The 21,307-nt window shown below is 69.7% G+C and carries 22 protein-coding genes and 1 pseudogene; 16 read left to right on the top strand and 7 right to left on the bottom strand.

The window, feature by feature from the left end; genetic code table 11:
- Position 1 precedes the first annotated feature (1 nt).
- The 3 genes from resB to CP970_RS18355 all read left to right on the top strand — a co-directional run bounded on the left by resB (position 2) and on the right by CP970_RS18355 (position 3,454).
- The gene (gene resB / locus CP970_RS18365; RefSeq protein ID WP_055549616.1) at positions 2–1,780 is read left to right on the top strand and encodes a cytochrome c biogenesis protein ResB; all 1,779 of its coding nucleotides are present in this window, start codon (positions 2–4) and stop codon (positions 1,778–1,780) included.
- Positions 1,777–2,868, top strand: a complete 1,092-nt coding sequence (ccsB, locus tag CP970_RS18360; RefSeq protein ID WP_055549614.1) for a c-type cytochrome biogenesis protein CcsB — start codon at positions 1,777–1,779, stop codon at positions 2,866–2,868. The genes resB and ccsB overlap by 4 nt, the downstream gene beginning before the upstream one ends.
- A 79-nt stretch (positions 2,869–2,947) precedes the next feature.
- Positions 2,948–3,454, top strand: coding sequence for an SRPBCC domain-containing protein (locus tag CP970_RS18355; protein WP_055549612.1), 507 nt, complete (start codon positions 2,948–2,950; stop codon positions 3,452–3,454).
- Here the strand turns inward: CP970_RS18355 and CP970_RS18350 are convergent.
- Complete coding sequence (locus CP970_RS18350; RefSeq protein WP_055549610.1) at positions 3,444–4,418, bottom strand: quinone oxidoreductase family protein; 975 nt, start codon at positions 4,416–4,418, stop codon at positions 3,444–3,446. The two genes, CP970_RS18355 and CP970_RS18350, sit on opposite strands and share 11 nt — an antisense overlap.
- Before the next feature lie 96 nt (positions 4,419–4,514).
- Here CP970_RS18350 and CP970_RS18345 point away from each other — a divergent pair, with 96 nt between their 5' ends.
- Positions 4,515–4,832 (top strand): ArsR/SmtB family transcription factor, encoded by a 318-nt coding sequence (locus tag CP970_RS18345; protein ID WP_055549608.1) that lies wholly within the window; start codon positions 4,515–4,517, stop codon positions 4,830–4,832.
- 23 nt (positions 4,833–4,855) lie between these two features.
- On the opposite strand, the gene CP970_RS18340 is transcribed toward CP970_RS18345, so the two are convergent.
- Positions 4,856–5,800: an isopenicillin N synthase family dioxygenase gene (locus CP970_RS18340; RefSeq protein ID WP_055549606.1), complete on the bottom strand. Its 945-nt coding sequence runs from the start codon at positions 5,798–5,800 to the stop codon at positions 4,856–4,858.
- 121 nt (positions 5,801–5,921) lie between these two features.
- Between CP970_RS18340 and CP970_RS18335 the strand changes: the two genes are divergently transcribed.
- Positions 5,922–6,869 (top strand): DMT family transporter, encoded by a 948-nt coding sequence (locus tag CP970_RS18335; protein ID WP_079043652.1) that lies wholly within the window; start codon positions 5,922–5,924, stop codon positions 6,867–6,869.
- Here the strand turns inward: CP970_RS18335 and CP970_RS18330 are convergent.
- Together CP970_RS18330 and CP970_RS18325 are read right to left on the bottom strand one after the other, a co-directional pair.
- On the bottom strand, positions 6,760–7,656 hold the full coding sequence (locus CP970_RS18330; RefSeq protein WP_055549600.1) for a LysR family transcriptional regulator: 897 nt from the start codon (positions 7,654–7,656) through the stop codon (positions 6,760–6,762). The two genes, CP970_RS18335 and CP970_RS18330, sit on opposite strands and share 110 nt — an antisense overlap.
- On the bottom strand, positions 7,656–8,027 hold the full coding sequence (locus tag CP970_RS18325; protein WP_055549598.1) for a PLDc N-terminal domain-containing protein: 372 nt from the start codon (positions 8,025–8,027) through the stop codon (positions 7,656–7,658). The genes CP970_RS18330 and CP970_RS18325 overlap by 1 nt, the downstream gene beginning before the upstream one ends.
- 90 nt (positions 8,028–8,117) lie before the next feature.
- On the opposite strand from CP970_RS18325, the gene CP970_RS18320 reads away from it, so the two are divergent.
- Genes CP970_RS18320 through CP970_RS18310 form a run of 3 tightly spaced genes read left to right on the top strand, consistent with a single transcriptional unit; the run spans position 8,118 to position 11,204 of the window.
- On the top strand, positions 8,118–9,578 hold the full coding sequence (locus tag CP970_RS18320; RefSeq protein ID WP_055549596.1) for a menaquinone biosynthesis decarboxylase: 1,461 nt from the start codon (positions 8,118–8,120) through the stop codon (positions 9,576–9,578).
- Positions 9,575–10,477 (top strand): menaquinone biosynthesis prenyltransferase MqnP, encoded by a 903-nt coding sequence (mqnP, locus tag CP970_RS18315; protein WP_055549594.1) that lies wholly within the window; start codon positions 9,575–9,577, stop codon positions 10,475–10,477. Before CP970_RS18320 ends, mqnP begins: the two co-directional genes overlap by 4 nt.
- Before the next feature lie 25 nt (positions 10,478–10,502).
- On the top strand, positions 10,503–11,204 hold the full coding sequence (locus CP970_RS18310) for a UbiX family flavin prenyltransferase (RefSeq protein ID WP_055549592.1): 702 nt from the start codon (positions 10,503–10,505) through the stop codon (positions 11,202–11,204).
- Here CP970_RS18310 and CP970_RS45535 read toward each other — a convergent pair.
- On the bottom strand, positions 11,201–11,329 hold the full coding sequence (locus CP970_RS45535; protein ID WP_263406824.1) for a hypothetical protein: 129 nt from the start codon (positions 11,327–11,329) through the stop codon (positions 11,201–11,203). The two genes, CP970_RS18310 and CP970_RS45535, sit on opposite strands and share 4 nt — an antisense overlap.
- Positions 11,330–11,461: 132 nt before the next feature.
- Between CP970_RS45535 and CP970_RS18305 the strand changes: the two genes are divergently transcribed.
- From CP970_RS18305 to CP970_RS18270, 8 genes are all read left to right on the top strand, one after another.
- The gene (locus tag CP970_RS18305; RefSeq protein WP_055549590.1) at positions 11,462–11,917 is read left to right on the top strand and encodes an Lrp/AsnC family transcriptional regulator; all 456 of its coding nucleotides are present in this window, start codon (positions 11,462–11,464) and stop codon (positions 11,915–11,917) included.
- Positions 11,918–12,007: 90 nt separating this feature from the next.
- Entirely contained in the window at positions 12,008–13,171 is a 1,164-nt protein-coding gene (mqnE, locus tag CP970_RS18300) for an aminofutalosine synthase MqnE (protein WP_055549587.1), read from the top strand.
- Between the two features lie 113 nt (positions 13,172–13,284).
- Positions 13,285–13,809: a GNAT family N-acetyltransferase gene (locus CP970_RS18295; protein ID WP_055549585.1), complete on the top strand. Its 525-nt coding sequence runs from the start codon at positions 13,285–13,287 to the stop codon at positions 13,807–13,809.
- A gap of 107 nt (positions 13,810–13,916) precedes the next feature.
- Positions 13,917–14,213, top strand: a complete 297-nt coding sequence (locus CP970_RS18290) for a DUF4229 domain-containing protein (RefSeq protein ID WP_055549583.1) — start codon at positions 13,917–13,919, stop codon at positions 14,211–14,213.
- 403 nt (positions 14,214–14,616) lie between these two features.
- Positions 14,617–15,981, top strand: coding sequence for a dicarboxylate/amino acid:cation symporter (locus CP970_RS18285; RefSeq protein WP_055549580.1), 1,365 nt, complete (start codon positions 14,617–14,619; stop codon positions 15,979–15,981).
- A gap of 221 nt (positions 15,982–16,202) precedes the next feature.
- On the top strand, positions 16,203–16,976 hold the full coding sequence (locus CP970_RS18280; protein WP_055549578.1) for a hypothetical protein: 774 nt from the start codon (positions 16,203–16,205) through the stop codon (positions 16,974–16,976).
- A 94-nt stretch (positions 16,977–17,070) separates the two neighbouring features.
- Positions 17,071–17,670 carry a hypothetical protein gene (locus CP970_RS18275; protein ID WP_150493547.1) on the top strand — a complete coding sequence of 200 codons (600 nt, stop codon included), beginning with the start codon at positions 17,071–17,073 and terminating at the stop codon, positions 17,668–17,670.
- Between the two features lie 172 nt (positions 17,671–17,842).
- A complete protein-coding gene (locus CP970_RS18270) occupies positions 17,843–18,454 on the top strand; it encodes a TetR/AcrR family transcriptional regulator (protein WP_150494812.1) in 612 nt (203 codons plus the stop codon).
- Here CP970_RS18270 and CP970_RS18265 read toward each other — a convergent pair.
- Positions 18,426–19,252: pseudogene (locus CP970_RS18265) on the bottom strand (MaoC family dehydratase). The gene CP970_RS18270 and the pseudogene CP970_RS18265 overlap by 29 nt on opposite strands.
- A gap of 678 nt (positions 19,253–19,930) precedes the next feature.
- On the bottom strand, positions 19,931–21,247 hold the full coding sequence (locus CP970_RS18260) for a 3-oxoacyl-ACP reductase (RefSeq protein ID WP_055556682.1): 1,317 nt from the start codon (positions 21,245–21,247) through the stop codon (positions 19,931–19,933).
- Between the last annotated feature and the right edge of the window lie 60 nt (positions 21,248–21,307).

Here is a 21,307-nt window from a genome sequence, read left to right as displayed (position 1 = left end):
CATGAGCAAGACCGAAGCCCCCGAAGAACAGAACGAGCAGGGCGAGCAGAACGACCTCGGCGCGGCGGGCGCACAGCTGTCCACCGCCCCCAAGGAGGACGCGCCCAACCTCCCCGCGCTCGGTGTCATCGGCTGGCTGCGCTGGTTCTGGCGGCAGCTCACCTCGATGCGGGTCGCGCTGATCCTGCTCCTGCTGCTCTCGCTCGGCGCGATCCCCGGCTCGCTGATCCCGCAGACCAACGTCGACGAGCTCAAGGTCCAGGACTTCATGGACCGGCACACCACGCTCGGTCCCCTCTACGACAAGCTGCAGCTGTTCGACGTCTACAGCTCGGTGTGGTTCTCGGCGATCTACATCCTGCTGTTCGTCTCCCTCATCGGCTGCATCGTGCCCCGCACCTGGCAGTTCGTCGGCCAGCTGCGCGGCCGTCCGCCGGGCGCCCCCAAGAAGCTGACGCGCCTTCCCGCGTACACGACGTGGCGCACCGAGGCCGAGCCCGAGCAGGTGCACGCCACCGCGCTCGCGCTCCTCAAGGAGCGACGCTTCCGCGCGCACACCGCGGGCACGGACGCGGGGTCCGGCGCGGGCGCCTCGGTCGCCGCCGAGAAGGGCTATCTGCGCGAGACGGGCAACCTGCTCTTCCACGTCGCGCTGATCGTGATGCTGATCGCCTTCGCCGCCGGACAGCTCTTCAAGTCCGAGGGCGGCAAGCTGGTCATGGAGGGCGACGGCTTCGCCAACACGCTCTCGCAGTACGACGACTTCAAGTCCGGCAGCCTCTTCGACTCCGGTGAACTGGCGCCCTTCAGCTTCAAGCTCGACGACTTCGAGGGCACGTACCAGAAGTCAGGACCCAACCGCGGCACGCCCCGCACCTACCGGGCCAACGTCACCTACAGCGAGGGCGCCCACGGTCCTGAGAAGAAGAAGGCCATCGAGGTCAACAAGCCCCTCGAGGTCGACGGCTCGAAGGTCTACCTCATCGGCCACGGCTACGCCCCCACCGTCACGGTCCGCGACCCCAAGGGCAAGGTCGTCTACACGGCCTCCGTGCCGCTGCTCCCCATCGACCAGAACGGCACCGCGACCGGCGCCGTCAAGGTCCTGGACGGCTACAAGAACAAGAGCGGCAAGAAGGAACAGCTCGGCTTCAACGCCTTCTTCGTCCCGACCTTCGCGGGCGAGGGCAAGGGCCAGATGTTCTCCCAGTTCCCGGCCCCCGACTTCCCGGTGCTCGCGCTCTCCGCGTACCACGGCAGCCTGGGCGTCGACTCCGGCGTCCCGCAGAACGTGTACCAGCTGGACACCCGGAAGATGACCAAGTTCAAGGACTCCAAGGGCGAGCTGTTCAAGAAGCGGCTGCTGCCCGGCGAGACCATGAAGCTGCCGAACGGCGCGGGCTCGATCACCTTCGAGAAGGGCATGAAGGAGTGGGCGACCTTCCAGATCTCGCAGCAGCCCGGTTCCGGCTGGGCGCTCGGCGCCGCGATCGCCGCCATCGCGGGCCTCGCGGGATCCCTGTTCATCCAGCGCCGCCGCGTATGGGTGCGAGCGGTGCGGGGCGCCGACGGCGTGACCGTGGTGGAGATGGCGGGCCTCGGCCGCAGCGAGTCCGCCAAGGTGCCCGAGGAACTGTCCGACCTCGCCGCCCTGCTGCACGAGAAGGCGCCGACCGCGCCCGAGTCCGCGCCCGAGTCCGCCAAGGACACCGACCCGGAAGCCTCTTCGGCCTCCGACTCCGACCCCGATGTTGTTCCTGCCGAAGGGGCTGAGAAGTGAATCTCGCCACCACCCTGGCCGCCGAACCCAACGAGAACCTCGCGCACATCAGCAATGTGCTGATCTACTCCGCGATGGCCGTCTACCTCCTGGCCTTCTTCGCGCACATGGCGGAGTGGCTCTTCGGCAGCCGCAGCAAGGTCGCCCGCACCGCCGCCGCGCTCACCCCGAGCAAGACGGCCGCCGCCGCGCCCGCCGTCGCCGTCCAGGCCAAGGGCGGCACCGCGACGCTTGAGCGGCCGCAGGTCGTCACCCGGTCCGTCAGCGGATCCCGTGACGTGCCGGACGGGCCAGGCGCCGCGGCGGGCGACGAGAAGGGCGACCTCTACGGCCGCATCGCCGTCTCGCTCACCGTGCTCGCCTTCCTCCTGGAGTTCGGCGGCGTCCTCACCCGCGCCCTGTCGGTGCAGCGGGCGCCGTGGGGCAACATGTACGAGTTCAGCATCACCTTCTCCACGGTCGCGGTGGCCGTGTACCTGGTGCTGCTCGCGCTGAAGAAGAACATCGCCTGGCTCGGCCTCCCGCTGGTCACCACGGTCCTGCTCGACCTCGGTCTCGCCGTCACCGTCCTGTACACCTCCAGCGACCAGCTGGTCCCCGCCCTGCACTCGTACTGGCTGTGGATCCACGTCTCCACCGCGATCTTCTGCGGCGCGGTCTTCTACGTCGGCTTCGTCGCGACGCTGCTCTACCTCTTCCGGGACAGCTACGAGTCGAAGCTGATGCGCGGCGAGCAGCCCGGCAAGTTCGCCACCTCCGTCATGGAGCGGCTGCCCTCGGCGGCCTCCCTCGACAAGTTCTCCTACCGCGTGAACGCCGCCGTCTTCCCGCTGTGGACGTTCACGATCATCGCGGGCGCGATCTGGGCGGGCGACGCCTGGGGCCGCTACTGGGGCTGGGACCCCAAGGAGGTCTGGTCCTTCATCACCTGGGTCGCCTTCGCCTGCTACCTGCACGCCCGCGCGACCGCCGGATGGAAGGGCCGCAAGGCCGCCTACCTGGCGCTGATCGCCTTCGGCTGCTGGCTGTTCAACTACTACGGCGTGAACATCTTCGTCACCGGCAAGCACTCGTACGCCGGAGTCTGACCCGTCTTACCCCGGGGCCGCCTCCCCCGAACCGCGCGCAACGCGTGCGGAACGGGGCGTACCGGGCGAGGCTTGTGCCATGACCGCGACGATCGGACAGGGCACGAGCCGGACCGAGGGCCCCACGCAGCACCTCCACTTCGCGCTACGCCTTCCCCACCCGGTGGGGAAGGTCTGGGCGGCGGTGGCCACTCCCGGCGGGCTGCCGGGGTGGCTGGCCGCCGCCGACGTGTTCGAGCCGCGGCTCGGCGGAGCGGTGACGCTGCGCTGGCTCAACGGCGGGGACGCGGCGGTGCACTCCGGGCTCGTCACGGCCTGGGACCCCGACGTCGTCGCCGAGTACACGATCGACCTGCACGGCCGGTGCCGCTTCCACTTGGAGCCGGTGGGCGGGGCGGCGACCACGGTGCGGTTCACCAACGAGTTCGACGGGGACGACGCTCTGCGCCTGGACTGTCTGGCCGGGTGGCACGACCACTTCGAGCTTCTCGCGGACGTGCTCGACGGCCGCCCCAAGGACTGGTCGGCATGGAGCACGGACCGCTGGCAGGAGCTGCGGGACGCGTACGAGAGCGCTAAGAGCTGACCCGAAGCAGCAGCTTGCCCGTCGTCGTACGGCCGCCCATCAGGCGGTGCGCCTCGGCGGCCTCCGTGAGCGGGAACTCGGCGGTGACCGGCAGGGCGACCGTGCCGTCGGCGACCGTACGGAAGGCGCGCTCGGCGAGCGCGCGCAGCTCCCGGGGGGCGGCCTGCGCCAGCGTCAGGATCGAGAACCCGGAGACCGTGGTGGCCCCGGGGTAGAGCTCGGGCTGGCCCACCCGCCACGGCTCGGCGGCGCTCGCGTTGCCGAAGGAGACCAGGCGGCCGAAGACGGCGAGCGCGGCGAGTCCGGCGCGGAACGCGTCGCCGCCGACCGGGTCGAGCACGAGGTCGACGCCTCGGCCGCCGGTGGCGCGGCGGGCGTCGTCGGCGAAGGCGTCGCCCACGAAGACCTCGTCGTAGCCGTACTTGAGGGCGTACTCGGCCTTGGCCGCGCTCGACACGACGCCGAACACCCTGGCGCCCGCCGCCTTCGCCAACTGGCCGACGACGGTGCCGACGCCGCCCGCGGCGCCCTGCACGAGCACGGTCTCGCCCGCCTGGAGGCGGCCCACCTCGTGGACCAGGGCGTGGGCGGTCGGCAGCACGGTGGGGAGGGTGGCCGCGGTGCGCAGGTCGACGCCTTCGGGGAGTGCGAACACGGTGTCGGCGCTCGCGACGGCGACGTCCGCGTAGGCGCCGCCCGCGGTGAGCGCGGCGACCTCCTGGCCGGGGGCGAGCCCCTCGACGCCCGCGCCGAGCGCGCGGACGCGGCCGGAGACCTCAAGGCCCGGTACGTACGGCAGCGCGGGCACGCGGTACCCCTCGGCGCGGGCCTTGAGGTCGGCGAAATTGACGCCCGCGTAGGCGACGTCGACGGTGACCTGGCCGGGGCCAGGGTCGGGGACGGCCGTGTCCACGACGTGGAGGACCTCGGGTCCACCGGTCTGCTCGAACCGCACTGCGCGCATGGCTGTGCCACCTCACCCATCGACTGTTCAACGAAAAGCGAACACTCGGGAGTGTATGGTTTTCATCGAACACTCGGCAAGACGGAGGCACGGAGCATGGTCAGTCACCGCGCGGCGCCGGTGCACACGCACCCCGACGAGGTCTCCGTGCAGACGGCGCTCGCCACGCTCGCCGATCCCGTACGCCTGTACCTGGTAAGGGAGTTGGCCTCGTCCGACGACTGGACGAGGTCCTGCGGCAGCTTCGACGTCTCCGTCGGCAAGGCCGCCCTGAGCCACCACTTCACCGCGTTGCGCGCCGCGGGTCTGGTCGAACAGCGCGACGAGGGGCCTCGCCGCGTCAACCGCCTGCGCCGCACGGAGTTCGAGACCCGCTTCCCGGGCCTCCTGGCACTGGTCCTGCGCGACGACTGACCCGCACCGGCGCCGACCCGCCCCTACTCCGCGGCCCCCGGCACCGTGATCGCGTCCAGCTGCCCCCGCAAGTACACGTGCGAGTCGACCCCACGGACGTCCGTCCCCGGGTCGCACTCGTAGAAGTAGACGAGCGACATCAGCTCCTCGGCGGGCAGCTCGGCGGGTGGCGGCAGTACCCGGTGGCGCCCCGACCGCCACCGTCCGCCGGTCCAACGCGCCATCAGATCCCCGATGTTGACCGTGAACGCGTCCGGGTCGAACGGCGCGTCCTCCCAGCCGCCCTCCTCCGTGAACACCTGCAACCCGCCCCGGCCCGCCTGCCGGTCGAGGACCGTGACCGTGCCGAAGTCGGTGTGCGGACCGATGCGGAACTGCCCCGGCTCCGGCGGTCCGACGACCTCGGTGCCCGGGTACCAGTTGATGTTGAAGCCCCACGTGGGGTGCCCCGTATGGCGGGTGAAGAAGTCCTCCTCCTCGCCGAGCGCGACACCGAGGAGTTCGAGGAGAAAGCCGGAGAGTGACCGCATCTGCGCCAGATAGGTCTCCACCAGGGCCCGCAGCCCAGGCGTCTCCGACGGCCACGTGTTCGGCGCGAACCACTCCGCGTCCACCACCGCGTCACCCGTCGGCTCGTCCGCGGCGAAGGACAGCGACTCCTTCAGGTCGGGCGGCGCGGCCGTACCCTCCGCGTAGCTGTTGGCCTCCGCCCCGGGCCCGAGCCACCCGCGCCCGCCCACCTTCACCGCGTACGCCCGCTTCGCGTCGTCGGGCAGACGGAAGAACCCACGGGCCGACTCCCTGATCGCCGAGCGCAGAGCCGGATCGACCCCGTGCCCGGTCACCAGGAGGAACCCGGCGGTGCGCAGGGCCCCGTCGACGGTCCGCGCCGTCCGCGCGCGGGCCTCGGGATCGCCGGAAAGCCAGGGCCGCAGGTCGACCGTGGGGATGCGGGATGCGCTGCTCATGCCTGACATGGTGCCCACACGAACCCCCTGTCAGGCCTTATCGACAGCGCCGATCGGTCCATCGGCAGGACGCCCCACTGGCCCGTGGACCAGCACATACGTCCGCTCGTACGTTCCTGCCATGACCACAAGGAACGCCCTGGAGAACCGGGGCACAGCCCAGCTCACCGCCGCCATGATGCTCTCCGGCACCCTCGGGATCTTCGTCGTCGAGTCCGGCGCGAGCGCCTTCAACGTCGTGTTCTTCCGCGTCCTGTTCGGCGCCCTCGCCCTGGGGTCGTACGCCTTCGCCCGCGGCTACTTCCGCGACCACGGACTCACCCTCAAGAAGCTCGGACTCGCCGCGCTCGGCGGGGTGTTCATCGTCTTCAACTGGGTGTTCCTCTTCAAGGCGTACGAGGCCACCTCGATCTCCCTGGCCACCGTCGTCTACCACACGCAGCCGTTCTTCCTCGTGCTGCTCAGCGCCCTCGTCCTGCGTGAACGCCTGACCCGCGCCCAACTGGGCTGGCTGGCCACCGCGTTCGCCGGTCTGCTCCTGGTCTCGGGGGTGCGCCCCGGTGACGCGGGCTCGCTCGCGGGCATCGGCCTCGCGCTGCTCGCGGCCGTCCTCTACGCCCTCTCCACCCTGGTGACCAAGCGCATCACCGGCGTACGCCCCCACCTCATCGCCCTGGTCCAAGTCCTCGTCGGCATCCCGCTGTTGCTCCCCTTCACCGACTTCGGCGCGATGAGCGGCACCGGCACCGGATGGGCCTGGCTCGCGGGGCTCGGTGTGATCCACACCGGCTTGATGTACGTCCTGATGTACGCGGCGTACGCGAAGCTGCCCACCGCCAAGATCGCGGTGCTCGCCTTCACCTACCCGGCCGTCGCGATGGTCGCCGACTGGGCGGTCTACGGCCACCACATCGGCCTGGTCCAGGCGCTCGGCGTACCGCTGATCGTCCTGGCGAGCCTCAGGGTGACGCTTGCTCCCGCACGAGCCGCACGGCCTGCTCCACGAACAGCCGTACGTGGGAAGGAAGCCGCTTCCCCGACCGCCACGCGAGCTGCGTCCACAGTGTGAACGGCGGGTCCCACGGCAGCCGCACCAACGTGCCGTCCGCCAGCTCCCGCGCCACCGCGGCGGCGGGCAGCAGCGCCACCCCGAGCCCGCCCGCCACACCTTGCTTGGTCGCCTCGATCGTGCCGAACTCCATGAAGGAGACCCCGTGCGAACCCCAGCATCCGAGCTCCCGCTCGAACAGGTCGCGGTACGCGCAGCCCGGCTCGGTCGCGAGCAGCGACACCTCGGTCAGCTCGGCCGTGGTCACCGCGGAGCGGGCGGCCAGCGGGTGCGCGGGCGCGGCGACCAGGGTCAGCGGCTCCTCGGCGAGCACCTCGCTCTCCAGGCCCGGGTGGACGCGCTCGGGCTCCATGAGGAAGCCCACGTCGTAGGTGCCCTGCCGCAGCGCCTCCTTCGTGGCATCACCGATGGTCGTACGCAGCGAGAGCCGCACGCCGGGGTAGCGGTGGTGGAAGAGTTCGAGGAGCGGCGGAAGGCGGTAGGAGGTCAGCGACTCCATGGTGCCGACCGCGATGGTGCCGGACGGTTCGTCGGCGCCGACGACCGCGGCCCGTGCCTCGTCGGCGAGTTCGATGATCTGCCGGGCGTAGGGCAGCAGCCGCTCGCCCGCCTCGGTCAGCCGGATCCGGCTGCCGAGCCGGTCGAAGAGTTCGGTGCCGAGGGAGGTCTCCAGGGCGCGGATCTGGCTGGTGACGCTGGACTGGGCGTACTTCAGCTCGGCGGCGGCGCGGGTGAAGCTGAGGACGGTGGCGACCTTCTCGAAGGTCGCGAGCAGCCGGAGCTCCATCAGCTCTCGCTGCCCTTGTCCCGCTTCTTCTTCTCGTCGTCGCCGTCGTCGCCGTCGTCGCCGTCGTCGTTCTTGTCGGGGTTCTTGCTGGGGTTCTCGTCCCTGAGGGACTTCAGGAACTCCGGGTTGTCGTCGGGCGCCACCCACTGGGTGCGGCCCCTTCCGGCGCCGCCCGCGCCGGGTGCCCGGCGCTTCTTGCCCGTGACGAACCAGGCGATCGGGCCGAGGAGGACCTCGCCGAAGAGCAGCACGAGGATGACCCACACCACCTTGGGGAAGTGCCTGACTTCCTTCTCCGGGGTGTTCAGGACATCGATGAAGGCATAGATCCACACCGCCAGGACCAGCAGGAACGGCAGATACCTGAGCATGGTGGTGCGATCCCCCAAGCGGTGGTGGCTGGAGGCGGTGCGAGCCCCCGGTGACGGGGCCAGGGTAGCCGGTGCCGGATACTGGAGCGCATGGCTTATGACGATCTTCGCTCCCTGCTCCGTGCACTGGAGCGCGAGGGCGATCTCAAGCGCATCAAGGCCGAGGTCGACCCGTACCTGGAGGTCGGTGAGATCACCGACCGCGTCCAGAAGGCCGGCGGCCCCGCGCTCCTCTTCGAGAACGTGCGCGGCTCGGCGATGCCCCTCGCGATGAACGTGTACGGGACGGACCGGCGCCTGCTGAAGGCGCTCGGCCTGAAGTCGTACGGCGAGATCAGCGAGAAGATCGGCGGCCTGCTCAAGCCGGAGCTGCCGCACGGCTTCGTCGGGGTGCGCGAGGCGTTCGGGAAGCTCGGCGCGATGACGCACGTACCGCCGAAGAAGGTGAAGTCCGACAGCGCGCCCGTCCAGGAGGTCGTCCTCACCGGCGACGACGTGGACCTGGAGCAGCTGCCCGCGCTCTTCACCTGGCCCGAGGACGGCGGCTCCTTCTTCAACCTCGGCCTGACCCACACCAAGGACCCGGACTCCGGGGTGCGCAACCTCGGGCTCTACCGGCTGCAGCGCCACGACAAGCGCACCATCGGCATGCACTGGCAGATCCACAAGGACAGCCGCAACCACTACCAGGTGGCCGCGCGGCGCGGCGAGAAGCTCCCCGTCGCCATCGCCTTCGGCTGTCCGCCCGCCGTGACGTACGCCTCCACGGCGCCGCTGCCCGGTGACATGGACGAGTACATGCTGGCCGGGTTCATCCAGGGCAAGCGCGTCGAGATGGTCGACTGCAAGACGGTCCCGCTCCAGGTCCCGGCGCACGCCGAGGTCGTCATCGAGGGCTGGCTGGAGCCGGGCGAGATGCTTCCGGAGGGTCCCTTCGGCGACCACACCGGCTTCTACACGCCGCAGGAACCGTTCCCCGCGCTGAAGATCGACTGCGTGACGATGCGGCGGCGCCCGCTGCTCCAGTCGATCGTGGTCGGCCGCCCGCCGACGGAGGACGGCCCCCTCGGCCGCGCGACCGAGCGCTTCTTCCTCCCCCTCCTCAAGGTGATCGTCCCGGACATCGTCGACTACCACCTGCCGGAGTCGGGCGGCTTCCACAACTGCGCGATCGTCTCGATCGACAAGAAGTACCCGAAGCACGCGCAGAAGGTGATGCACGCCATCTGGGGCGCGCACATGATGTCCCTGACGAAGCTGATCATCGTGGTGGACAAGGACTGCGACGTGCACAACCTGCACGAGGTGTCCTGGCGCGCGCTCGGCAACACCGACTACGCCCGCGACCTCACCGTCGTCGAGGGCCCGGTCGACCACCTCGACCACGCCTCCTACCAGCAGTTCTGGGGTGGCAAGGCGGGCATCGACGCGACGAAGAAGCTGCCTGAAGAGGGCTACGTACGGGACGGGGGCTGGCCGAACATGGTCGAGTCCGACCCGGAGACGGCGTCGATGGTCGACCGCCGTTGGAAGGAGTACGGACTCTCGTGAGTTCAGCATCAGCCGCGATCCCGCAGCCGGGACGTACCAAAGCGTTCCTTCGCCTGGTCATGATCGAGCACTCGGTCTTCGCGCTGCCCTTCGCCTACATCGCCGCGCTCACCGCGATGTTCCAGCTGGACGAGAACATCCACTGGGGGCGGCTGCTCCTGGTCACCATCTGCATGGTGGGCCTGCGCACGTTCGCCATGGCGGCGAACCGGATCATCGACCGCGAGATCGACGCCCGCAATCCGCGCACCGCGCACCGCGAGCTCGTCACGGGCGCGGTCTCGGTGAAGTCCGCCTGGACCGGCGCGCTGATCGCGCTCGTGATCTTCCTCGGCTCGGCCGCGCTGCTCAATCCGCTCTGCCTGGCGCTCGCGCCGGTCGCGGTGGTCCCGATGGTCGTCTATCCGTACGGCAAGCGGTTCACGAACTTCCCGCAGGCGATCCTCGGCATCGCGCAGGCGATGGGCCCGGTCGGCGCGTGGATCGCGATCACCGGCGAGTGGTCGGGGCAGGCGGTGATCCTCGGCCTCGCGGTCGGCGTGTGGATCGGCGGCTTCGACCTGATCTACGCCTGTCAGGACGTGGAGACGGACCGCGAGGTCGGCGTGATGTCGGTGCCCGCGCGGTTCGGCATCCCGGCCTCCATCTGGGGCGCGCGCGCCTGCCACCTGGTGACCACGGCGCTGCTCGTCTGGTACGCGGCGGCCAGCGACGCGGGCGGGTTCTTCTGGTTCGGGCTCGCGATCGTCGCGGGTGCCTTCGTGTACGAGCACTCGATCGTGAAGCCGAACGACCTGTCCCGGCTCAACCGCGCCTTCTTCCAGGTGAACGGTTTCATCGGAATCGCCCTGTTCGTCTGCGCGCTGCTCGATCTGCTCGTACGCGGGCTCACCGTCTGAACGGCCCGGGGATAGGCTTCACAGCGTGAACCCAGGAGATACGCAGCGTAGGCCTTGGATCGTGGGGGTGTCGGGTGCCTCGGGTACCCCGTACGCCGCCGCCGTGCTGCGTGCGCTGCTCGCGGCGGGGGAGAGCGTGGACCTCGTCGTCTCGCGCGCCTCACGGCTCACGCTGCTCGACGAGACCGGCATCTCCTTCCGGGACGCGCACTGGCGCGACGACCTGGCGGCGTGGCTCGCGCGCGGCGCGGACGGGAAGCCGGGGACGTTCGACGTACGTCCCGAGTCGCTGGACGGGGTGCGGTACTGGGCCGCGGGGGATCTGGCGGCGGGGCCTTCGTCGGGGTCGTACGCGACGAAGGGGATGCTGATCGTCCCGGCGTCCACGGCGTGTGTGGCCGGGGTGGCGCTCGGACTCTCGAAGGATCTGCTGCAGCGGTCGGCGAGCGTGACGCTGAAGGAAGGCCGACGTCTGGTGGTCTGCGTACGCGAGACGCCGCTGAACGGGCAGACGCTGAAGCACTTGGTGAGCCTGGACGAGGCGGGCGCGATCGTGCTGCCCGCCTCTCCGGCGTTCTACGCGGGGGCGACGCACATCCAGGACTTGGTGGACTTCGTCGCCGGGCGGGTGCTCGACGCGGCAGGGGTGCCGCACGGCCTGTACCGCCGTTGGGAGGGCGAGCTCGGCTCCGGTTCCGGAGGCGGCTCGGGCTCCCGGGGTGATTAGCGCTTCTTGGCGGCGCGCTTCTTGAGGGCGCCGGCCTTGCGCGCGGTGGGCTGGTGGGCACGCGAGCGGTTGGCCAGGTCCTGAAGCTCGCGCATGCGGGCGTAGGCCATCTCGATCGAGTACACGGTGACACGCTCCTGAAGGATCGTCGTTGATCGGCTGAAATTGAGAAAGATTCACAGGGCGTGAACCCTTCTACGCCTTAGATTCTACACATAGACTCGCGGTATCGCTGAATAATGAAAGGCATCGCACCTATGGACGCCGTGGACAGGCAGCTCATCCAGGCCCTGCGGGAGAACGGCAGGGCCTCGTACGCGGAACTCGGGCGGCTCGTGGGCCTCTCAGGCCCCAGCGTCACGGACCGGATCAACCGCCTCGAAGCGGCCGGTGTCATCACCGGCTACCGCGCCACCGTCGACTCCGCCTCGCTCGGTCTCGGTGTCATCGCCCTCATCGGTATCTCGCTCTCCGACGCCGCCGACCACGAGGACGTGGCGCGGCGCCTGAAGGACCTGCACGAGATCGAGGACTGCTGGTTCATCGCGGGCGACGACTCGTACATGCTCAAGGTCAGGGCCAGTGACGTGGACGGCCTGGAGAAGACGATCCGCAGACTCAGCGGCACCCGCGGGGTCTCGCGCACGCGGACCACGATCGTGCTCTCCACCAAGTGGGAGAACCGGGTCGGGGAGCTTCCCGAAGAGGTGTAGGCCGCACCGCCCGCCCGGAGGGCGGGGGAGTACGGTTGGCGGAGTTTGTGGCAGGGCGCGCAGGTCGCGGTGAGAGGTAAGGGCGAAGGCATGGACGCAGGTCTCAAGCGCGATCTTGAGCAGAAGGTCCGCGACGGCGAGCGGCTGTCCCGCGAGGACGGCATCGCGCTCTACGAGTCGGACGACCTGGCCTGGCTCGGCGGCCTCGCCCACGAGGTGCGCACGCGCAAGAACGGCGACGTCGTGCACTTCAACGTCAACCGCCACCTCAACATGACGAACGTGTGCACCGCGTCCTGCGCGTACTGCTCGTTCCAGCGCAAGCCGGGCGAGAAGGACGCGTACACGATGCGCATCGAGGAGGCCGTCCGCCTCGCCAAGGCGATGGAGGGCGAGAACCTCACCGAGCTGCACATCGTCAACGGTCTGCACCCGAACCTGCCGTGGCGCTACTACCCGCGTTCGCTCAGCGAGCTGAAGAAGGCGCTGCCGAACGTCTCCCTGAAGGCGTTCACGGCCACCGAGATCCACCACTTCGAGACGATCTCCGGCATGTCGGCCTCCGACATCCTGGACGAGCTCATCGAGGCGGGTCTCGAATCGCTGACCGGCGGTGGCGCGGAGATCTTCGACTGGGAAGTGCGCCAGCACATCGTCGACCACCGCACCCACTGGGAGGACTGGTCGCGCATCCACCGGCTCGCGCACGAGAAGGGTCTGAAGACCCCGTGCACGATGCTGTACGGCCACATCGAGGAGCCCCGCCACCGGGTCGACCACGTGCTGCGCCTGCGTGAACTCCAGGACGAGACCGGCGGTTTCCAGGTCTTCATCCCGCTGCGCTACCAGCACGACTTCGTGGACATGCAGGACGGCAAGGTCCGCAACAAGCTCCAGGCGCGCACCACCATGGCGTCCGGCGCGGAGGCCCTGAAGACCTTCGCGGTCTCCCGCCTCCTCTTCGACAACGTCCCGCACGTCAAGGTCTTCTGGGTGATGCACGGCCTGCAGACCACGCAGCTCGCGCTGCAGCACGGCGCGGACGACATGGACGGCTCGGTCGTCGAGTACAAGATCACGCATGACGCGGACAACTTCGGTACGCCGAACAAGCTGACCCGCGAGGACCTGCTCGACCTGATCCGCGAGGCGGGCTTCCGCCCGATCGAGCGGAACACGCGCTACGAGGCGATCCGTGAGTACGAGGGTCCTGACCTCACGCTGCGGGACACGCCGCAGGCGATGCGGGTCTGACCCGCTGCCCGTCCCCTGTTCGAGCCCCGGCCCCTAGCGGCCGGGGCTCGTTGCGTTGTCCGGGATGCGGGATACGGTTGAGGCGCCGCACGAGTAATAGTTACTCTGGCTCTATGGCACTTACATTTCAGCTGGACCCCGAGGTCGACCCGGCGCTGCGCGACGGCGTCCTCGCGCTCTGGGCCGACGTGTCCAACGCGGGCGGGGCCGTCGGCTTCGTCCCGCCCGTGACCGTCGACGAGATACGCCCGGAGTGGATCAAGCGCCTGGCTGAGCTGAGCGAGGGCCGCACCCGGCTGCTCGTGGGGTACGACGAAGAGGGCGCCGTCGCCGCGACCGCCTTCCTCGCGTACAACCAGCACCGCCTGATGGCGCACTGGATCTGGCTGTACGTCGTGATGGTGCACCCGCGCCACCAGGGCAAGGGGTACGGGCGCGACCTGATGGCCGCCGCGGCGGACGCCGCCCGTGGTCTGGAGGGCGTCGAGGCGATCCGGCTCACCTGCCGGGGCGGCACCGGCGTCGACCGCTTCTACGCCTCCTGCGGATACAAGGAGGTCGGGCGGGTGCCCGGCGCGATCCGGGTCGGTCCTGGCGACGACCGCGACGACATCACGATGCTGCTTCCGCTGCCGTAGGACTGCCGCGGGACGGGGCACCCCCTTGCCGGACGCGGGCCCTCCCATGCTTCACTGGATAGGCTCGTCCAGCTCGGGCCCATTTCGGAACGGAAGAGTGGATTGACATGCTCCGCTACACGCTGATGCGCCTCGGGATCTTCGTGGGTTGCTTCTTGGTCGTCTGGGGCCTCGTCTACTCCGAGATCCTGCCGCGCGGGCTCGGCGACTCGAACATGCTGTGGGTGCTCCTGCTCTCGCTGGTCATCTCCGCGCCCATCAGCTTCGTCGCGCTGCGCAAGGAGCGGGACCGCGCGTCGGCCACCGTCGTCGCGCGCGTGGACCGCACCAAGGCCAACCTGGAGGCCAACCGCACCCAGGAGGACGAGGCCGACGACGTCGCCCGCGCGCGGACGCAGGGCTGATGACGCGGCGCTGACCGAGCGGGGCTCGTAAGCTTCGTCACACACTTCTCAGGACCCCGGTCCCGGAGCGCATCGCTCCAGGGCCGGGGTTCCGTGCGTCGCGGGGCAGTTGGGGCCCCCGGGGGACGGGTCAAGCGGGGTGGGCCCCTCCGCTTACCTCAAACAAGACCTTTGATGTTCTCAAAGTACAAGTGTTAACGTGTTCGACATGAAGACAGCAGCAGCGCACCGCCACGCCATGAGCGTCCCGCTCGTGGCGCGCCTGCATGTCGATCTCTGCCGCTGCATGTCCGCGGCCTGTCACGTCTGATCGTGACCCCCGCTGCAGTGGCGCCGCTGACCCTTCGCGGTCGCCGCTCCCGTACGTCCCCAACCCCCTGACTTTCCTCACCGGAGTGTGTCCGTGTCCGCGAATTCCGCGTCCCCCGCCGACCAGGTCGGGCAGCCCGAGAAGCCCCAGTCCGGCTTCCGGATACCCAAGTTCCTCAAGATCCCCTTCTGGGCGCAGATCCTCGGCGGCCTGGTCCTGGGTGTCCTGCTCGGCTGGATCGCCCGCAACCAGGACGTCGACTGGCTCGTCACCACCCTCTCCAAGGTCGGCGACACCTTCATCGGGCTCCTGAAGCTCGCGGTCGCCCCGCTCGTCTTCTTCGCGATCCTCGTGTCGATCACCAACCTGCGGAAGGTCAACAACGCCGCGCGCCTGGCCACCCGCACCCTGCTCTGGTTCATGATCACGTCGCTGATCGCGGTGGCCATCGGCCTCGCCATCGGCCTGATCACCAACCCGGGCTCCGGCACGGGCCTCACCCCCAAGGACGGCAAGGCGCCCGACCACGCGGGCTCCTGGATCGACTTCCTGACCGGGATCATCCCGACGGACGTCATCACGCCCTTCACGCAGCTCAACGTCCTGCAGATCGTCTTCATGGCCGCCGTCGCCGGCATCGCCGTGCTGAAGATCGGTGACAAGGCCCAGCCGATCCTGGAGCTGAGCGAGTCCGTCCTCGCCCTCCTCCAGAAGGCCCTGTGGTGGGTCATCAAGCTCTCCCCGATCGGCACCATCGGCCTCATCGGCTTCGCCATCGCGGACTACGGCTGGAACCTCATCAGCAAGTACGCGACGTTCACCGCGGACATCTACATCGGCTGCGCCCTGGTGATGTTCGGCGTCTACCCGCTGCTGCTCGCCTTCGTCGCCAAGGTCAACCCGCTCCAGTTCTTCAAGGGCGCCTGGCCCGCGATCCAGCTGGCCTTCGTCTCGCGCTCCTCGGTCGGCACCATGCCGATCACCCAGAAGGTCACCGAGCGCCTCGGCGTCCCGAAGGAGTACACGTCCTTCGCGGTTCCCTTCGGCGCCACGACGAAGATGGACGGCTGCGCCGCGATCTACCCGTCGATCGCCGCGATCTTCGTCGCGCAGATCTTCGACGTGAACCTGGGCATCAAGGAGTACCTGCTCATCGCGTTCGTCTCGGTCGTCGGCTCCGCCGCCACCGCCGGTCTCACCGGCGCCACGGTCATGCTGACGCTGACCCTGTCGACGCTCGGCCTGCCGATGGAGGGCGTGGGCCTGCTGCTCGCCATCGACCCGGTCCTGGACATGATGCGCACCGCCACCAACGTGGCAGGACAGGCGCTGGTCCCGGTGATCGTCGCGGCCCGCGAGAAGATCCTCGACCACGAGGCGTACGAAAGCGCTTCGGCGTCCCCGCTGGACGACTTCGACGAGTCGCCCTCGTCGCGCGCGGTGCCTGTGGCCGCCTGAGTCGGCCTGAGTCCCCGGGTCTCCTCGTGACCCCTGGAGCCCCGCCCCGGAACCCTTCCGGAGCGGGGCTCCGTCGTTTGTGTGCACGGCCTTGACGGTTTCATGGGCGGGTTTAATATGACCCTCAAACAGCGGCTCGGATCAGTTCTGAGGGGCAGTTTCCCAGGAACACCAGCGGGGTTCGCCTCGCCATTTATCCGGCATGTGACAGAAGAGGCGTAATGACGTCTTCCGACATCGAGGTCGAGGCAAAACAGAAAGTCACGGACGCGCTCCAGTTCATTGAGAACCTGGAACTCGATCAGCCCGAAATGCGCTATGTGCCACCCGGATTGGCGCTCCAGGAAGAGGAGTCCGCCGCGGTCGTCGCGGGCAGCATCGTCGCCTTCACCGACGGTCTGAACGGGCAGCAGAAGTCCGACGTGCTCAACGCGACGCTGATCGCCCAGCTCGCGGCCAACAAGAAGTACGACCGCGACGAGAACACCAAGAAGTGGTACGACTACTACCGCTCCGTCCTGGAACAGGTCGGCTGGGTCGTGCCGTCCTTCAGCTTCGCCAAGCTCACCGTCGCGGGGTCACGGTTCACCGTCGACCGCGCCGTCATCGCACTGCTCCAGGCCATCGCCTCACCCGGCGAGATCTCGGTGGCCAAGGCCGCGATCGGTTCCCTGAAGTCCCTGCCGGACAAGGACCGCAGCGTGGTGCTCTTCGAGAGCAACGCGCACAGCGACAAGCTGGGCAACTTCCAGATCGCGGCGTGCGGCGTCTCCTCGGGCGACACCGTGGTCATGAAGATCGGCATGTTCTACTTCACCACCACGGAACGCGTCACCAGGGTGCTGTTCTTCAGCTTCCCGCGCGCCAGTACGACGATGCAGCAGGCCCGCCAGACGATGACGCTCAACGAGGACGTGTACGCACAGGTCCGCGAGGCCGTCATCAAGAAGCTCGGCGACAAGGCGAGCCAGTTCATCGACGACCTGGAGATCTGAGGTCCCGGTGCCGCGGGGCGAGGGGCGCGTCGTCGTCGCCGCAGGCGGGCTCGTCGTCTTGACGGCGGGGGTTTCCGGGCGGCAGGGAAATGATGTGCTGCATTCGCTGCTCCTCGCGCAGCTCGTCGCCAACAGGAAGGTCAACCGGTTCACCGAGGCGGAGAATTGGTACGAGGTCTTCGGGGAAACTCTGGAATCGATCGGTTGGATCGTGGAGAGCCACGAGGGCTTCGTCCGGCACCGGGCCAGCGCCTTTCCCTACCGGGTCGACGCACCGGCCCTCGCGGCACTCGGCGGAATTTCTGACGGGCCTGCTCTCGGTCTGGCCGCCGCGGCGCTTCGGGAGCTGTCCGGGCTTTCCGCGGACGACCGGGCCTTACAACTCTTCGAGGAGTACGGGCAATTCGGGGGACGCGGAAATTTCCAGGTCGCGGTGGCTGAGGTCGATACCGAGGCCGCCGATGGTCTCCTTGCCGTACGGCTCGGGCGGTTCCGGTTCCGCGTCGAGGACCCGGCGACCGTGCTCGGGCGGCTCCTTCGGACCGATTTCCACGCCGGTGACGTGTTCTTCCGCGGGGCTCAGACGCTCCGTCTCAACGAGGAGGTGTACGGGCCGCTGCGGGACGGGATCGCCGCCAAGCTGGGGGCCAGGGTGGAGGCGCTGATCGCGGCGGTGGGCGGGGAGGTGGCGTGAGGGACGTCCCCGCCCTCCGTTAATCGTGGACGGGCCTCCGTTGACCGTACGCTGACCTCGGACGGGGCTGTGAGGGAAGACGGGGGCCGACGTGGTCGACAAGCAGCGGCAGAAGGACGTGTCGCGGCAGAAGGCCGCGCCGCGACAGAAGATCGTGTCGCGGCAGAAGCGGATGCCGCGTGCCGTGCGCGAGCAGCAGATGATGGACGCCGCGGTGCGGATCTTCGGGCAGCGGGGGTACCGGGCCGCCTCCATGGACGAGATAGCCGAACTCGCCGGTGTCTCCAAGCCGTTGGTCTACCTGTACCTGAACTCCAAGGAACAGCTCTTCACCGCCTGCATACGGCGGGAAGCCGCCGCGCTCGTCGCCGCGGTGCGCGAGGGGGTGTCGGCGACGGAGCCCGCCGACCGGCAACTCTGGTCCGGGCTCACGGCGTTCTTCGAGCACACCGCGGAGCGGCCCGACGGGTGGGCGGTGCTGCACGCGCAGGCGCGGACCAACGGGGCGCCGTTCGCCGCCGAGGTCGCCGGGATGCGGGAGGAGATCCTCGCCTTCGTGACGGTCCTCATCGCCGAGGCGGCGCGGGAGGCGCACCGTAACCCCGCGCTGCCCGACCGCGAGGTGGCCGGGCTCGCCCAGGCGCTGGTCGGGGCGGCGGAGTCGCTGGCCGACTGGGCCAACACGGACGCGTCCGTCTCCGCGAAGGAGGCTGCGGCGACCCTCATGAACTTCGCCTGGGCGGGGCTCGGTGACCTCATGGAAGGACGGCGCTGGACCCCGTGAGGTGCAGCCTGCCGGTGGCGGCGGCCCGTAGTTCGAAGGCGGGGCCGCGGGGCGTGTAGGTCACGGTGGAGGGGAGCAGTACGGGGGCCTTGAAGTCGACGTGGACGTGGAGCCGGGCGTCGGGGCCCGCGTCCCGTGTCGGCTCGTGCTCCGCGAGGCAGCGGGCGGCGGTCCACATGCCGTGGGCGATGGCGCGGGGGAAGCCGAAGGGGCGGGCGGCCAGTGGGTGCAGGTGGATGGGGTTGCGGTCGCCGCTGACGGAGGCGTAGCGACGGCCGAGGTCGGGTGCGAGGTGCCACTCGGTTCCGGGGGCGGGTTCGGGTTCGGGTTCGGCGGCCGGTGCTTCGGGGCGGGTTGTCGGTGCCTTGTGGCGGGCCAGGTACGTGCTGTGTGACTCCCAGCGGAGGGTGCCGTCGGTGTCGCGCGCCTCGGTGGTGAGGGTGGCTTCGGTGCCGCGCCTGTGCGGGGCCAACTGTGTTACGTGTACGTCGAGTTGGAGTGCCTCGGTGGGGTGCGGGGCGTGGTGCTGGGTGATGTCGATGGACGTGTGCACGAGGCCGAGGAGGGGGAGCGGGAAGTCTCGGGCGGACATCAGGCGCATGGCCAGGGGGAAGGCGAGGACGTGCGGGTAGGTGGGCGGGAGGGTGTGGGGGTCGTCGGTGAATCCGCAGAGGTGCTTGTAGGCGGCGAGGTGCGGGGGCTTGACGTGTACGACTTCGTGGAGGCGGGTGGTGGGGGGTTGGGCGTTGGGGTGGGGCGCTTGAAGGGGGAGGCGAGGGCGGCTCGGATGAGGGACATCTGGTCCTTTCGGAGTGGGGTTTCTGGCGGGGGCGCCTTGGGCTGGGGTCTGCGCCTTGGGTTCGTCTTGGGGGCGGGGCCGCGGGGGTATGTGCGTACTCGCCATCCCGGGGCGGGGGCTAGTAGGGCTTGCTTCCTTGCCCCGGTCTCCACTGTGCTCCGTTCGCACATACCCCCACGTCCCCTCGGGAGCGCGGGCGGCTGCGGGCCGGTGGGGGTTCCGTCCCCCCACCGGCGCCGTGGCTTGCGCTCCCGTCCTCGCTCCTCGGCGCCGGGGGCTGTGCCCACCCGTGCCGCCCAGCGGCACGATTGCCCACAGCAGCGCGGACCTGCCCACCGGGTCCGGCCCATCGGCGCGGTCGCCCACAGCGGTAGCCCACCCGCGCGCGGTCGCCCGCAGCGGGAGGCGGGGGCGGGGCGGGAGCGGCCCGCAGTCGCCGTCCGGTCTGAGGGGACGTGGCGGTATGTTCGCCCGGAGCACTGGGGGCCTCGTTCCGAGGTGCCCAAGCCGTGGCGGTGCGCCTGGGACGGCGAGGACGGACATACCGCCGCGGCCCCGCCCCACGGCAAGCGAGGCGGCTCCTACAGGAAGGGCCCGTCGCGGAGATACGGGTGGGCGGGTGGGGATAATCCGCCGCGAAGCGGCGGGGTAGTCGCTCCTACAGGAACAGCGCAGCGCTACGCGCCCAACAGGCTCTGGCCGCAGGTTCGGATCACCTGGGCGTTCATGCCCCCCGTCGCCAGCCAGGCGGCCGTCTCGGCGACATCGATGGGGAGCCCTCCCTGGGACAGGGAGTTCATGCGGCGGCCCGCCTCGCGGATCAGGAGGGGGACCGACGCCGTCATCCGAGTCTCGATGAAGCCGGGGGCCACCGCGTTCATCGTGACGCCGTGCTCCGCGAGCGCGCGAGGCGCGAGGGAGCGGGTGAGGCCGATGATCCCGGCCTTGCTGGCCGCGTAGTTGGTCTGGCCCGCGTTACCGGCGATCCCCGCGATCGAGGAGGTGGCGACGATCCGGCCGCCGGGTCGCAGCACCCCGGTGCGCAGGAGCGTGTCCGTCGTGGAGAGGACCGCGCCGAGGTTCACGTCGAGCACCGCGTTCCAGCGTTCGCGCTCCATGTTCGCCAGGGTGCGGTCGCGGGTGATGCCCGCGTTGTGGACGAGGACGTCCAAGCCGCCGTCGGTGGGCAGCGCCGCGACGATGCGGTCGCCCGCGTCGTCCGCCGTGATGTCCAGGGGCAGCGCCGTGCCGCCCAGGCGATCCGCCACGCGGACCAGGTCCTGTTGGGCCGAGGGCACGTCGAGGAGCACCACGCGCGCGCCGTCACGGACCAGGACGTCCGCCACCGCTTCGCCGATGCCGCGTGCGGCGCCGGTGACCAGTGCCGTACGTCCGGCCAGGGGGCGTTCCCAGTCGTCGGGGTCGCGCACCGCCGCGTCGGGGCCGGTCTCGATCAACTGGCCCGTGACGTAGGCGGACTTGGGGGAGAGGAGGAAGCGCAGGGTGGAGGAGGCGGAGCCGGTCGGGCCGGGGACGCGGACCAGGTTGGCGGTGCGGCCGCGGCCGAGTTCCTTGCCGAGGGAGCGTACGAACCCTTCGAGTGCCTGCTGGGCCGCCGCCTGGTGGTGGTCGTCGGGGTCGGGCGGGGAGCCGAGCACGACCACGCGGCCGTTGTCCGCCACCGAACGCACCACGGGATGCAGCGCGGTGTGCACCTCGGTGAGGTCGGCGACGCGGGCCGCGCCCGTCGCGTCGAGGACAACTGCCGCGGGCCGCCCGGAGGTTGTGGCGGGCGGCAGGCCCTGGGCCGTGAGGAGTTCCACGAGGGCGTCCGTGTGGCGGGAGCCGCCCGTGGTGAGGAGCAGCAACTCGCCGTCCAGGCGTGGATGTTCGGGGGACCAGCGGCGTAGTGGGACCGGTCGGGGCAGGCCCAGGCGGCGGGTGAGGAAGCGGCCGGGCGCCGTGGCGGTGAGGTTCAGATAGCGGTCGGCCATTGTCCAACTCCCAGCTGAGTCCTAAATTTACTTCTGAGTAAGGTTACTCAAGAGTCAGGA

The sequence above is a fragment of the Streptomyces kanamyceticus genome (assembly GCF_008704495.1).
GTDB classification, from domain to species: Bacteria; Actinomycetota; Actinomycetes; order Streptomycetales; family Streptomycetaceae; genus Streptomyces; species Streptomyces kanamyceticus.
The sequence above is the reverse complement of the archived record's forward strand: the minus strand, read 5'-3'. Positions and strand labels throughout refer to the sequence as shown.